12 protein-coding genes are annotated in these 13,813 nt (G+C 70.1%); 8 read left to right on the top strand and 4 right to left on the bottom strand.

Annotated elements, in window-relative coordinates; genetic code table 11:
- Positions 1 to 10: 10 nt before the first annotated feature.
- Positions 11 to 1,519: an ABC transporter substrate-binding protein gene (locus HOW07_RS14375; RefSeq protein WP_175117577.1), complete on the top strand. Its 1,509-nt coding sequence runs from the start codon at positions 11 to 13 to the stop codon at positions 1,517 to 1,519.
- Positions 1,520 to 1,533: 14 nt separating this feature from the next.
- On the opposite strand, the gene HOW07_RS14370 is transcribed toward HOW07_RS14375, so the two are convergent.
- Complete coding sequence (locus tag HOW07_RS14370) at positions 1,534 to 2,163, bottom strand: isochorismatase family protein (protein ID WP_175117576.1); 630 nt, start codon at positions 2,161 to 2,163, stop codon at positions 1,534 to 1,536.
- Between the two features lie 114 nt (positions 2,164 to 2,277).
- Between HOW07_RS14370 and HOW07_RS14365 the strand changes: the two genes are divergently transcribed.
- Positions 2,278 to 3,372, top strand: a complete 1,095-nt coding sequence (locus tag HOW07_RS14365) for a hypothetical protein (RefSeq protein WP_121293985.1) — start codon at positions 2,278 to 2,280, stop codon at positions 3,370 to 3,372.
- Between the two features lie 15 nt (positions 3,373 to 3,387).
- Here the strand turns inward: HOW07_RS14365 and HOW07_RS14360 are convergent, their stop codons facing one another.
- Entirely contained in the window at positions 3,388 to 3,900 is a 513-nt protein-coding gene (locus HOW07_RS14360; protein ID WP_121293984.1) for a hypothetical protein, read from the bottom strand.
- A gap of 115 nt (positions 3,901 to 4,015) precedes the next feature.
- Between HOW07_RS14360 and HOW07_RS14355 the strand changes: the two genes are divergently transcribed.
- On the top strand, positions 4,016 to 4,570 hold the full coding sequence (locus tag HOW07_RS14355) for a GNAT family N-acetyltransferase (RefSeq protein ID WP_371743689.1): 555 nt from the start codon (positions 4,016 to 4,018) through the stop codon (positions 4,568 to 4,570).
- A gap of 50 nt (positions 4,571 to 4,620) precedes the next feature.
- Here HOW07_RS14355 and HOW07_RS14350 read toward each other — a convergent pair whose 3' ends face one another.
- Both HOW07_RS14350 and HOW07_RS14345 read right to left on the bottom strand, forming a co-directional pair.
- Complete coding sequence (locus HOW07_RS14350; protein WP_371743688.1) at positions 4,621 to 5,883, bottom strand: glycosyl hydrolase; 1,263 nt, start codon at positions 5,881 to 5,883, stop codon at positions 4,621 to 4,623.
- Positions 5,884 to 5,887: 4 nt separating this feature from the next.
- Positions 5,888 to 6,931: a LacI family DNA-binding transcriptional regulator gene (locus HOW07_RS14345; protein WP_175117575.1), complete on the bottom strand. Its 1,044-nt coding sequence runs from the start codon at positions 6,929 to 6,931 to the stop codon at positions 5,888 to 5,890.
- Positions 6,932 to 7,071: 140 nt separating this feature from the next.
- Here HOW07_RS14345 and HOW07_RS14340 point away from each other — a divergent pair, with 140 nt between their 5' ends.
- Genes HOW07_RS14340 through HOW07_RS14320 form a run of 5 tightly spaced genes read left to right on the top strand, consistent with a single transcriptional unit; the run spans position 7,072 to position 13,795 of the window.
- On the top strand, positions 7,072 to 8,355 hold the full coding sequence (locus HOW07_RS14340) for an ABC transporter substrate-binding protein (RefSeq protein ID WP_121293982.1): 1,284 nt from the start codon (positions 7,072 to 7,074) through the stop codon (positions 8,353 to 8,355).
- A gap of 17 nt (positions 8,356 to 8,372) precedes the next feature.
- Positions 8,373 to 9,305, top strand: a complete 933-nt coding sequence (locus tag HOW07_RS14335; RefSeq protein ID WP_175117574.1) for a carbohydrate ABC transporter permease — start codon at positions 8,373 to 8,375, stop codon at positions 9,303 to 9,305.
- Positions 9,306 to 9,324: 19 nt separating this feature from the next.
- A complete protein-coding gene (locus HOW07_RS14330) occupies positions 9,325 to 10,176 on the top strand; it encodes a carbohydrate ABC transporter permease (RefSeq protein WP_071259104.1) in 852 nt (283 codons plus the stop codon).
- Positions 10,173 to 12,446, top strand: coding sequence for a glycoside hydrolase family 3 N-terminal domain-containing protein (locus HOW07_RS14325; protein WP_175117573.1), 2,274 nt, complete (start codon positions 10,173 to 10,175; stop codon positions 12,444 to 12,446). Before HOW07_RS14330 ends, HOW07_RS14325 begins: the two co-directional genes overlap by 4 nt.
- Positions 12,434 to 13,795, top strand: coding sequence for a glycoside hydrolase family 125 protein (locus HOW07_RS14320; protein ID WP_175117572.1), 1,362 nt, complete (start codon positions 12,434 to 12,436; stop codon positions 13,793 to 13,795). The genes HOW07_RS14325 and HOW07_RS14320 overlap by 13 nt, the downstream gene beginning before the upstream one ends.
- The last annotated feature ends 18 nt before the right edge of the window (positions 13,796 to 13,813 follow it).

The following is a 13,813-nucleotide window of genomic DNA, read 5'->3' as shown; positions in this document are numbered from 1 at the left end:
AATGTTCCCCATGCCCCGTCATCGACTGCGTCGTCACCTGCTCACCGCCGTGATCGCGGCCACCGGTTCCCTCCTCGTCCTCACGGGCTGCGCCGGCCCGGCGACGACGCCGACCGCGGACACCGACGCGACACTCCGCGTGGGCCTCGTCCTCGAGCCCTCGGACCTGAACATCCGCACGACCGCCGGCGTCGCACTCGAGCAGGTCCTCATCGACAACGTCTACCAGGGGCTGGTCTCGCGCACGACGGACAACGAGATCGTCGACACCCTCGCCGAGCGCCACGAGGTCAGCGCCGACGGGCTCACCTACACCTTCGTTCTCCGTGACGGCGTGACCTTCCATGACGGTGCTCCGCTCACCACCGCCGACGTGGTCGACTCGCTCACGCAGGTCCAGCAGAACGAGGCGTTCGTCGACCACCTCGACCTGGAGCAGCTCCAGAGCATCACGGCGGTCGACGACCGCACCGTCCGGCTGCAGCTCAGCTCCCCCGACTCCGACCTGCTGTGGGCGCTGACGGGTCGTGCGGGGCTCATCCTCCGGGCCGGGGCGGACAACGACCTGTCGACGACGGCGAACGGCACCGGGCCGTTCACGCTCACATCGTGGAAGCAGGGCGACAGCATCACCGTCGAGCGGAACGACGACTACTGGGGTGACGCTCCGAAGGTCCAGGAGGTCGTCTTCAGCTACATCCCCGATGCGTCCTCGGCCGTCAACGCGACCCTCGCGGGCGAGGTCGACGTGCAGATCGGTCTCGACGCGAACCTGCGAGACCAGGTCGAGCGTGCCGACGGCCTGACGATCGTCGAGGGGAAGACGACCGACAAGTACACCCTCGCCTTCAACAACCAGCGCGCGCCCCTGAACGACCCCCTCGTCCGCCAAGCCCTCCGGACGGCGATCGACCACGCCGCCATCGTCGAAGCGGTCGGTGGCGCCGCGGCCCTGCAGTACGGACCGATCCCGGAGCTCGACCCCGGCTACGAGGACCTCAGTGACGTCGTGGGCTACGACCCGGACGCGGCGAAGGCGCTCCTCGCGCAGGCCGGCCAGGAGGACCTCGCGCTCACGCTCACCGTCCCGAACCACTACGGCACCGCCGCGACCAATGTCCTGGTGTCGCAGTTCAAGGCCGTCGGCGTCACCCTGACGGTCGACAGCGTCGAGTTCCCCACGTGGTTGAACGACGTCTACACCAACCACGACTACGACCTCAGTCTCGTGAACCACGTCGAGGCACGCGACATCCAGCACTGGGCGGACCCGGACTACTACTTCGGATACGACAACCCGGCGGTGCAGTCGTTGGTCGCCGAGGCGAAGGCCGCGATCGACCCGAAGGTCGCCGACGAACGACTCCGCGAAGCCGCCGCGCTGGTCTCGAAGGACCACGCCGCGGACTGGCTCTACACCGGGATCACCCTCACCGTCGTGCGCGACGGCGTCACCGGCTTCCCCACCGACTTCGTCAGCGAGCACCTCGACCTCCGGGACGTCGCCGTCACCGACTGATCGGCGGCGGGAGGCTAGTCGCGACCGGCGGCGCGCGTGGCGGAGGACACCAGGTCGTCCTTCGGCAACGCCGTGCCGTCCGTGAGGGCCTGTGTCCAGGACGCCGTCGTCGCCACGGCGGCGAAGTTCGAATCGAGCAGCGCCATGAGGGTCGTGTGCACCGTCTTCGCGTCGACGGACCCGGCCGCGTTCTCGAGGTTGATGGCTCCGGTCGCGTCGGAGAGCACCTCGACGTCGATACCGAGTTCTTCGGCGCCTGCTGCCGAGGCGATGACGCAGTTGTTGGTCATGTACCCGACGAGCGTGACGGTGTCGACGCCCTGCTCGCGCAGCCACGCCTCGAGCTCGGTCCCGGCGAAGACCGAACCGTACTGCTTCACGACGCCCTTCCAGGACGGCTGCACCCGGCGGGCGACCTCGGGGTGCAGCTCGAACGCACTCGTGTCCGGATCGAAGACCGGGGCCCCGCTGCCGGATGAGTGCTGGACGACCACGACGGGGACTCCGGCCGTCGTCGCCGCGTCGATGGCGTCCGCGATCCGCAGGATCGACTCGTCGCGCGGCGGGTACTGGATCGCGAGCGGACCGGCGAAGTACTCCTGCTGGACGTCGATCAGGATCAGGGCGCGACGGGTCGTGGTCACGGAGAACTCCTCGGTTCGGTGATGGCATCCACACGACGCCGGTTCCATCCTCCCGCGGAAGCGGACGACGCGCGCCACCGATAGTCTCGGCGCATGGGGATCAGGGGTGCGGGGATGCGTTCGGTCGGGATCAGTGCGGGACTCGCCGTGATGGTGGCGCTGTCGGCATCGGCGTGCGCGTCATCCGCGACGCCGAACGCGTCGCCGACCTCCGATGCACCGAGCACCCCGGAGTCGACCGACCTCCTCGCATGCAGCGACCTCGCATCGCTCGACACCGTCGCCGGCGTCCTCGCTGCTGAACCGGCTGACGTCGTCGAGGCCGTGCAGCCGTCCGACGCCGTGGATCTGGCCGTCCTGACGGCGGCCGGCGGGCTCGCCTGCTCCTGGCGGGTGGGCGCCGGACAGCAGATGATCGGCGATGGAGCGGGCGACTGGGCCTACCTCTCGATCGAGATCCTGCCGGGCGCTGCCGACGACTGGGCACCGCCCTACACCGGCGACACACCGTCCGAAGACACGAGGACGATCGCCGGTGTCGAGGCGACCACCTCGTCGGGCGAGACCGGATGGCGCGTGTCCGCCCCCGTCGGCTCGGCCTGGGTCGAGCTGTCGATCACCGCCTCCGGGCTGACCTCGACCGGCAGCCGGTTCGACGGCGCGCCGTCGGGCGAGGTCCTCGACAACCTCACCTCGGCGGCGGAGACCACCTTCTCGACGGTGGAGCCCGCCTCCGAGGCTCAGCTCGCCTGGCCTGCGCTCGCGCCACGCGAGGGCGACGCGAGCTGCGACGGCGGGCTGGACGAGGCCGGGATCGTCTCAGCGCTGCAGTACGGCGAGGCCACCACCACCTACACCGTCATCGACCCACGGGCCCAGCCGATCGGCGATCTGGAGGATGCGGCGAGCGCCCGCGTCGGTGCGTTCAGCTGCGAACTCTTCGCTGAGGGTTTCGGGTACACCGACATCCTGGTCGTGCGCGACGGCGCGACGATCATCGACGAGCTGGCAGCCCAGCCCGACATGGCGGCGGCCCTCGAGCCGGTCATCCTCGAGGGCGCGGTCGACGGCGAGTCGGCGTTCGTCGCGCTTCGCATGGACGGTCCGCGGTCGCCGCTCTACCTCACCGTCGGTGAGACGTTCTACGCCGTGAGTTCCGGCGACGGTGCACAGACGGTCGCGGAGGCGATCATCGCCCAGACGCGGTGACGGCCGACAGAGCGGTCACTCGGTGTCGAAACCGCAGGTCTGGATGGTCCAGGCGATGAACGCCTGGTAGTCCGGGTCGGTTGCGGCGCTCTGCACGGCCTGCGACTCGGTGAACCTCGGGTCGAGTCCGACGTCGGAGACGAGGCTGTCGGCCGGGAACTCGGCGAGGATCGCGGCGGTCTCCTCAGCGGAGGTCGCGAAGACCTCCGCGCCGGCTGCGACCTCGGCGCTCACGTCGTCCAGCGGCAGGAGGTCGCGGATCGTCGTGACCTGCGCCTGCACGGCCTCGAGGTCCTGGCCGACGGTGCCTGACTTCGCGGTCGCCGCCGCGCGGTTGGCCGCGCAGAACGCGGTGTAGTCGGCGGGCCCGTCTGCGGCATCGGCGGTCGCCGTGGCGGTGGGGGTCGACGACGGCGCCGCGGAGTCGCGATCCCCGCTGGACGGTGCCGAGCATCCGGCGAGGAGTCCGGCGACGAGGAGGCCGGAGCCCCAGACGAGAGCGAGTCGGCTGCGGCGCGATGCGGTCATGAACGAGGTCCCCTTCGACGATCTGCGAGTCGGCGCCATCCATGTTGCCGTACCCGTGGGCGGTCCGGAAAGCCCGCTGCGCGGTGCGGAGCGCTCTCTCGTATCGTTGATCGACGTGAGCGCCTCCCTTCCCACGACCTTCCCGCTGTCCACCGATCGACTCGTCCTCCGCCCGCACGAACCGTCGGACGTGGCCTGGTTGCTCGCGGTCTACGGACGGTCGGACGTCGCCACCTACCTCCTCGACGAGCCGTGGACGGAGGAGGTCGCGCGGACGAAGAGCGCCGAGCGGCTCAAGCGCACCGGCCTGGACAGCCCGTCGCGTGCGCTCGCGCTCATCGTCGAGCACGAGGGTGCGCCGGTGGGCGAGGTCCTGCTCTGGTACACCGACCACGAGCGGGGCGTCGCCGAGATCGGTTGGGTCCTCGACCCGGCACACGGCGGCAAGGGGTTCGCGAGCGAGGCCGTCGGCGCGGTCCTCGACCTCGCGTTCAGCACGCCGGGGATGCACCGGGTCGCCGCGCAGATGGACGGCCGGAACACGGCGTCGGCGCGGCTCGCCGAGCGGGTCGGCATGCGGCGCGAGGCCCACCTCCGGCAGGACTGGTGGAACAAGGGCGAGTGGACCGACACGGTCGTCTTCGGGCTGCTCGCGAGCGATCGCAGCTGACGCCCGTCAGCCGACCCTCCCGACGACCGCGCCGCGGTCGTCGGTCCCCGTCACCGCGCGGGTCCTGCGCTGGGGACGGCGTGCACGGCGGTGATGCCACGCTTCGCCAGCGAATCGGGATCCGCCGCGGTCCGAGACGTCACGACGGTAACCGGCTCGCCCTGTTCACGCAGCTCGTGCCAACGCTCGAACACGACGCCACCCGGTGCGAGGTCGGCCCGAGCGATCGGGAGGTCGTGCTCGTCCACATCGACGACGACGCCGACCGTGCGTGCGAGCACCCGGTCCCGCGCGCTGCCGCGCGCGTCCACGACGAGCTCGGCGAAGCGACGGCCGAGCGGCTTGACCGCGTTGTCCACGTCGAGCAGGCCCAGCGAGTACTCGAGGTCCTTGTAGTCGCCGAGCGACCGGGAGACGTCGTGCGAGCACCACCAGGTGATCCCATAGAGACCGGGCGAGGAGAGCGCCGCTTCCACGGTCCGGGCCGCGAACTCGGGCATCTCGGTGTCCGCCAGGTTCATCGACGGAGCACCGACCTCCTGCAGCCACACCTGACGGCCCGAGTCCGTGGCGAACGCCTTCGACAGCTCGATCATCCACTCGGCGTGGCGGACGGACTGCGGGGACAGGCCACCGTAGCGCTTCGCCGTCCCGTTGAAGATCCAGGAGTGCACGGTCGTGATGTCGCCGAGCCGCGAGGCGTGCACCGGGAGGAACGGATGCCCGTCCCGATACCAGAGGTGATCGTTCTCGCTGTGCGTGAGCAGGTGCCGGGGATCAGGGTCGACCGGCGCCTCCAGGAGTCTGGTCAACCAGTGCGCGACCTGATCGCTGTCAGCGGGCATCGCGGCCGGATTCGGTGGCTGGAACTGGTTGAGCTCGTTGCCGAGGGTCAGGCCGATGAGGTTCGGGCGGTCCCGCACGGCGTCGTAGACGGCGGACACGAGCGCGGCCTGCGCGGCGACGGCGGCTTCGTCGACGAACATGTTGCCGTCGTGCCAGTTGACGAGCCAGGCCGGGACGAAGTCGAACCCGGACATGTGCCCCTGGATGACGTCGACGGCGATGTCGAGTCCGAACTCGCCGGCGAGGTCGGCCACGAGCGCGACGTCGTCTAGTGCCTGGCGTCGGATGAGCGTCCGGTTCGGTTGCAGCACCGGCCAGAGCGGGAACACCCTGACGTGGTCGAGACCGAGACCGGCCAACGCCTCGAAGTCACTGCGGACGACGTCGGCGTCGATGCCCATCCACTGGAACATCCAGTCCTTGGAGGGTGTGTAGTTCGCTCCGAAGCGCGGAGTGTGGTCGGTCACGGTGTCACTCGTCCTTCTCGATGGGGGTCTGGTCCGGAGCCTGCGCCCGTGCGGTGGATTCCCGCACGATGAGTCGTCGCGCCGAGACGGTCTGCGAGGCGACCCGCTCGCCGTTCGCGAGCCGCTCGAGCAGTTTCACCGCCGTCCTCGCGCTCTCCTCGACGGGAGCGTCGAGCGCGGTGATGCGGGGACGCACGAGGGTCGACACCCACGAGTCCTCCCAGGCGATGACGGAGAGCTGCTCGGGGACCCGGACGCCCAGTTCCGGCGCATGCGCGATGATCTCGGCGGCCATCGCCTCGCTGTCGACGAGCAGTGCCGTGGCCGGGCCGGAGCGCCGCAGCACGTCGGCGACGGGATCCTCGGCGGACGGTTCCCAGTGCAGCACCGTCGGCGTCATACCCCGACGTTCCGCAGCCTCCACGAAGCGACGGTCTCGTTCCCTGGAGTGGACGAGGCCCGGAGAATCGCTCACGCGGGAGATCGCGCGGTGACCGAGGGCGGCGAGATGCTCCAGCACCTCCTCGTAGGCCGCATCGTCGTGCACCGTGACGGCCGGCACGAGATCGTCCACCGGCGCACCGAGGAGGACGGCCGGCGCCCCCAGCTCGCGCACCTGCAGGATCCGGGGGTCGTCGTCGCGGACGTCGACGAGCAGGAACGCGTCCACCCGCTGCTCGCTCCACCACTCGCGGTACACACGCTCCTCGTCGGTGTCCCGCACGAGCGTGAGCGACAACGACCAACCGATGGCTGCGAGGGGCTCGGTGAGACCGGCGATCAGCCGCATGAAGAAGGGGTCGCGCTCGAACGTGTCGCCGGAACGCGTCACGACGAGGCCGAGACTGCGCCCGCCGCGGCCGCTGACCTTGCGACTGGCGTAGTTCGGCCGCCAGTGCAGTTCGTCGGCCGCGCGGCGGATGCGGTCCGCCGTGGCCGTGGACACGTTCGGTCGTCCGTTGAACACGTGCGACACCGCCGACGGGGAGACCCCCGCGCGGGCGGCGACGGCGGCGATGGTCGCGCGAGCCGGTTTCTTGTCGTTCATCGTGTCCGAGAGTAGGGGCTTGACCGGATCTTGTAAAGCGGTATACATTGACCGCACGTTGATGTGTACCGCTACACAAGCGCCACGCGGAGAACACGATCACGTCCCATCCCGACGCACCGCAGCTCTCAGGAGGTCTCATGACCGATGGCATCAGCAGACGTACGTTCCTCGGCACGGTGATCGGGGGCGGCGTGATGATCCCCCTGCTCACGGGATGCGGCCCCCTCGTTCCAGCGTCCGGCATCCCCGGATCGATCTCGGTGCACACGCAGTTGAGCGGCGCCGTCTCGGGAGCCCAGGTCTTCTCCGACGTCGTGGCCGCCTACTCCCGCACGACCGACCGCGCCGTCGCCCTCTTGAAGAACGGCTCCGACCTCCCCATCGTCTTCGAGACGAGCTCGCTCGCGGGCAAGGAGGCGGACATCGCCATGGTGAACCTGCAGGGGCGCACGCTCTCCTGGACCCGGCTCGGCGCCACGATCCCGGTGGAGGATCTGCTGGACGACTGGGGCCTCCGCGACAAGATCATCCCGGAGGCCCTCGAGGAGTGGACCGACGAGGACGGACACCTCCGCGCGTTCCCCTTCACCCGGACCAACTGGCCGGTGTCGTTCAACACCGGCCTGCTCGCGGAGGCGGGCGTCGAGTTGCCGACCACGTCCGACGAACTCATCCTCGTCGCCGACGCCCTCCGGTCGAAGGGCATCGGTCCGGTCACCGTCGGGGGATCGGACTGGAGCGGCCAGAAACTGTTCCTCCAGATCCTGCAGGGCTTCCTCGCGAAGGACGACGCCACCCGCGCGTTCTCCACCGGCAAGCTCTCCGAGTTCCCCGGAGCCGTCGCCGGCGTCGAGCACTTCGTCGAACTGCGGGATGCCGGGGTGTTCGTCGACAACGTGCAGGGGTACACCTCCGACTCGGAACTCACGCAGTTCAACACGCGGAAGGCCGCGATCGTGCCGGCGATGTCGTCCGCCCTCGCCCTCGTCCCCGCGGAGCGTGCGGCCGAGGTGACCGTCGGCGGGTGGCCGACACCCTCGCAGGGAGGCGTCGTCGACCATCCGACCGTCATCCAGAGCTACAACGGACACGGCATCTGGATCAGCGCGAACGGCGCGGAGAAGCTCGAGCTGCTGAAGCCCTTCATCCAGAACCTCTACTCCCCCGAGGTCACGAGCGAGTTCATCCTCGGCTCCGGTCGCGACATGAACCGGATCACGGACGTCGTGAGCACCGACTTCCCCCTCGTCGCGCAGGCCTCGCAGCTCACCACCGACCAGGTGACCCCGGTCATGCTGCCCGATCTGCTCATCCCCGATGCGGTCTTCGAACCGATGATCCGGGTGACCGCGATGGCCTACGGCTCCGCGAGCGCCGACCAGATCATCGACCGGTTCGAGCAGGCCTACGACGCGGCCTGAGGGCCCGAAAGGACATCATGACCGTGCTCGAAGTCAGCCCCACGACGGGACGACCCGTCTCCGCCCGACCACCTGGCGCTCGTCCGCGTCGCTCTCCGCTCCGGGAGCGCTTCCCCGGCCTCGCCCTCCCGGCGCTCATCTGGTACGCGGTCTTCATGATCGGGCCGGTCGTCGCGATCTTCGTGATCGCCTTCCTACGCTGGCCGGGGATGCTCGAGACCCCGTCGTTCGCGGGCCTGGACAACTTCAGCGTCGTCTTCGCGGACGCCACTTTCTGGGCCGCCCTCGGCAACTCCGCCGTCCAGATCGTCGTCGGACTCCCGATCATGATCGTGCTGGCCTTCCTCCTCGCCTTCTACGTCGTGCAGAAGCCCCGTGGGCACCGCGTCCTGCGGTACATCCTGTTCATCCCTGCGCTGATCTCGGCGCCGGCGACCGCCATGGTGTTCTACGCCATGCTCAACCCGGACGGACTCGTCAACGGCCTGCTCGCGCCGCTCGGCCTGGCGGGCAACGCCTGGCTGGCCGACCCGTCGACCGCGCTCGGCGCCATCATCGCCGTGGAGCTGTGGAGCGGCATCGGCTACTCGGCCGTGCTCATCGCCGCCCGTCTCGACGGCGTCGACACGGAGATCGTGCAGGCGGCCCGCGTGGACGGCGCCTCCGACTGGCGCATCGCCTGGCGCATGTACTGGCCCATCGCCCGCGACTTCATCGGCGTGGTCACCATGCTCCAGTTCCTGTCGCTGCTGTTCAACTCGGCGCAGACGGTCCTCCTCCTCACCCAGGGCGGTCCGGGCACCTCGACCATGACGCTGTCGTACCTCATCTACAGCAAGGCGTTCGTCGAGACGGACCTCGGCTACAGCCAGGCGGTCGGTGTGGTCCTGTTCGTCCTCGGGCTGCTCGGCATGTGGCTGATCCGCCGGACCCTGCGCGCCACCCACTGATCGGATCAAGGAGACTCTCATGGCATCACGCACCGTCCTCCCCCTCCGTGATCGGTTGGGGTCCCTCACGAGCGGCACCCTCGCCTGGCTGTACGCGGCGATCCTGCTCATCCCCTTCTACTACTTCATCTCGTCGTCCTTCAAGACGAACGAGGAGATCTTCGAGTCGCCGCTGGCGCTGCCGACGTCGTGGGACCTCTCGAACTTCGCCACCGCGTTCCGGCAGGCGGACCTCGGGCTCGCGATCGCGAACTCGGCGCTCACCACGATCAGTGCGCTCGTGCTCACCCTGCTGCTCGCCCTCCCCGCGGCGTTCGCGCTCGCACGGGCGCAGGGCCGGCTCGGGAAGGTCATCGAGAACGTCTTCAACCTCGGCTTCCTGATCCCCGCCTTCGCGGCGTTGTTCCCGACGTTCCTCCTCGCCGCCGCCGTCGGGCTGTTCCACACCCGCACCTTCGTCGTGCTGCTGCTCCCGGCCACCGCGCTCCCGCTGTCGATCGTGATCCTCACCGCGTTCATGCGGACCATCCCGCGCGAACTCGAGGAGGCCGCGTCCATGGACGGCGCATCCACCCTGCAGGTCCTGCGTCAGGTGTACCTCCCGATCTGCATCCCCGGCATCGCCACGGTGCTCCTGCTGAACTTCCTGTCGTTCTGGAACGCCTACCTCTATCCGCTGATCCTCATCGGCCCCGACACCGCCCAACGCACGATCCAGGTCGCGTTGCCGACGCTCAAGGTCGACGCCGGCACCGACTACGGTGTCCTCATGGCCGGAACCCTGCTCACCCTGCTTCCGGTCTACCTCGTCTACACGGTCCTCCAGAAGCAGATGCAGAAGGCGCTGGTGTCGGGAGCGGTCAAGGGATGACGCGGTCGTCGGCCGAGCTGAGCCTGCGCGAGCGGATCGGCCAGATCAACCAGCGTCTCAAGGGGTGGGAGGCCGTCGAATGGGTCAACGGCGCCCCGCGCGTCACCGACGTGCTCCGGCGCGAGGTCGACCGGTGGGGTGGGATCGGCGCGATCTACGGCGTCCTGCGCGCCGACCCGTGGTCGCAGGTGCGCTGGGAGAACGGCGTCCCACCCGAACGGAGCGCCGAGGCCTACGCGGCGGTGCAGGAGGTCGTACGAACCCGCGGGTCCGGCCTCCCGACGCTCTTCGTCGAGGAGGTCCCGCACGGCCTCATGGCGCTCGGCGGCACCACACTCCCGGTGAACCTCGCACTCGGTGCCGGGATGGACGTCGACCTCGTCGAAGGCCTCGGCGCCGAGGTGGCCGCCGAGGCCCGGGCGCGAGGCACGCACGTGGCGCTCGTCTCCGGGCTCGACGTGCTGCGGGATCCGCGCTGGGGTCGTGCGGAGGAGTGCTTCAGCGAGGATCCGGCGCTGGCGGCGCTGCTCGTGGAGGCGACCGTGCGGGGCATGCAGGGGCGGAACCCGCACGGGCGGCTCGCCCACGACCGCATCGCCGTGGTCGCGAAGCACCTCGCCGGGCAGGGTGCCGGCATCGGCGGCCGGAACGGATCCGGTGCTCCGATCGGACGCCGCGAGCTCGGTGAGATCCATCTGCGGCCGGCGTACGTCGCTGCTCGGGCCGGCGTGTCCGGGTTCATGGCGGCGTACAACGACATCGACGGTGTCCCGTGCAGTGCCAACGCGGACCTCCTCACCGGGGTCCTCCGCGAGGACTGGGGATGGGAGGGCATCGTCATGGCCGACGGCACGGCGGTGGACCGGTTGCGCGACAGTACGCCCGATCCGGCGAGCGCCGCGGCACTCGCCATCACAGCGGGGGTCGATCTGAGCCTGTGGGACGAGGCCTTCACGCACGTGGAGGAGGCGATCGAACGCGGACTCCTCGATCAGGCGCTCGTGACCCGCGCCGCCGACCGGGTCCTCGCGCTGAAGCGGCGTGTCGGCCTGCTCGAGGAAGCGCAGCCGGAACACGCCGTCGCAGGTCCGGCCGAAGGTCGCCCTCCGAGGGAGTTCCTCGATCTCGCGCACCGCGCGGCGGCGCAGTCCTGCGTCCTCGTGCAGGACGATGGCGTCCTCCCGCTCTCCGCATCCGCGGTCGTCGCCGTGATCGGCCCGAACGCCGACGATCTCGAAGCCCAGCTCGGTGACTACACGCCGCCGCGGCCGGACGACGACCCGCAGGCCTCCACCGTGCGATCCGCACTCGAGGCACGGCACGGTACGGGCCACGTGCGATACGCGCAGGGCGCCTCGCACCGTTCCCGCCTTCCCGGTGACGCCGCGGAACAGGTGGACGCGGCGCTGTCCGGGGCGGACGCCGCGGTCGTCGTGTTGGGTGGGACGAGTCGACGACGCTACGACGACGAGTTCGCCGACAACGGCGCCGTCGACGGCCCCGCTCCCGACACCACCAACGGCGAGGGTGTCGACCTCGCGCGCCTCGCCCTACCCGAGTCGCAACTCGACCTCCTCCGAGCCGCTCGGGCAGCCGTCCCCGTCGTGATCGCCGTGCTGATCGACGGCCGCCCGCGCCCGCTCGAGCCACTCGTCGCGCTGGCCGACGCACTGATCGTCGCCCCGTTCCCCGGCCCGAACGGTGGTGCGGCGATCGTCGACGTCCTCGCGACCGGGGTCGGTGGCGGGTTGCTCCCGGCGACCTTCCCCTCGGCCGACGGCGTGTGGCCCGTCGCGCACGACGAGCGTCGAGAGACGGCCCGCGGCTACGTCGACGCCCGCCATCCCGTGGGCGGACTGTTCGGCAGTGGCGCCTGCGCCGTGTCGGTCCGGCTGCGTCCCGTCGAAGCGACGCTCACCGCGGAGGCGCTGCGCGAGGGAGGCACGGTCACGCTGACCGCCGACCTCGTCAACGACACCGATCGGACGGTCTCCCTGCCGGTGCCGCTCTACGGCCGCCGCCATGAGCTCGGCCTCCGTCCGCGCCGGCGCAGTGTGCTCGCGGTCGAACGGGTCGAGGTCGCTGCCCGGTCGACGGCCGCGGTCGCGTTCACCCTCGGTCTCGATGGACTCGGCTCCTGGGCGGATGGTCGTCCGGTACCCGCTCCCGCGGAGGTGGTCGCCTGGACGGCCCCGAGCCACGACCCTCCGTCCGACGCCCTCGTCGTGCGGATCACCGATGAGGAAGGAGACACCGGATGGGGACACTGACCCCCTTCACCCCGGACGCCCGCACCCGTGAGCTCCTCGCTGACGCCGCCGAGGAGGTGGGACGGGTCACCGACGGCCGCATCGGCGACCTGGTCGGCCGGGCGCTGCTCGCCACGCTCACCGAGACCGTCGGCGTCGATCCGGCGGGACGGGTGTTCGTCATCACGGGCGACATCCCGGCGATGTGGCTCCGCGACTCGACGACCCAGCTCACCCCGTATCTGCGGTTCGTCGAGCAGAGCGGGCAATTGGCCGACCTCGTGGAGCAGGTGATCCGACGGCAGTTCGGGTTCATCGCCCACGACCCGTACGCGAACGCGTTCAACGACGGACCGACCGGCGCCCACTACGACCCCGAGGACGTGTGCGAGGATCCGGCGGTCTGGGAGCAGAAGTACGAGGTCGACAGTCTCGCCTACCCGGTCACCCTCGCTCACGCGCTGTGGCGCAAGACGGGACGGACCGGATTCCTCCTCGACGCCCCGGCACCCGAGGTCCTGCGGACGGTCGTCGATCAGCTTCGCGCCGAGCAGCAGCACGACACCTCCCCGTACCGGTTCGAGCGGACGACCACCATCCCCACGGAGACGCTGTCCCGTGGTGGCCGCGGTTCCCCCGTCGCGGAGACCGGCATGACCTGGAGTGCCTTCCGCCCGTCCGACGACGCCTGCACCTACGGGTACAACATCCCGGCCAACCTGTTCGCCGCGGAAGCACTGCTCGCGCTCGCCGAGATCGCGGCCGAGGTGCTCGACGATGCCACCCTGGCCGACGACGCCCGCGCCCTCTCCGCCGAGCTCGTCGCGGGCGTCCACGCGCACGGGGTCGTGCCCGGTCCGGGTGGCGTCCCGATCTACGCGTACGAGGTCGACGGGCTCGGGGGCAGCCTCATCATGGACGACGCGAACACGCCGTCGTTGCTCTCGCTCCCCCTGATCGCACCGACCGTCCTCGATCCGGCCGTCTGGGCGGCCACGCGCGACGTCGTACTGAGTCCGGCGAACCCGTACTGGTTCGAGGGCTCGGTGTTGCGCGGCGTCGGCAGTCCGCACACCCGTGATCGGCGGGTCTGGCCCATCGCACTCGCCGTCGAAGGACTGGTGGGCACCCCGGCCGACCGTCGCCGTCTGCTGCGAATGATCGCCGACACGGATGCCGGAACGGGCCGCGTGCACGAGAGCATCGACGTCGATGATCCCGCCGTCTTCTCACGCCCCTGGTTCTCCTGGGCCGAGTCGATGTTCTGCGAACTCGCCCTCACCGTCGTGGACGACGAGCGATCGCGCCCGACGCGGTTCGACCGACGCGGTTCGCCTGACGACTCGGCGGCGCTCCGGGTCGGTGATTAAGAGCGGGTTGTCCGTTGC

Origin of the sequence: Plantibacter sp. MCCC 1A11337 (assembly GCF_013349365.1) — a bacterium.
GTDB classification, from domain to species: Bacteria; Actinomycetota; Actinomycetes; order Actinomycetales; family Microbacteriaceae; genus Plantibacter; species Plantibacter flavus_A.
The sequence above is the reverse complement of the archived record's forward strand: the minus strand, read 5'-3'. Positions and strand labels throughout refer to the sequence as shown.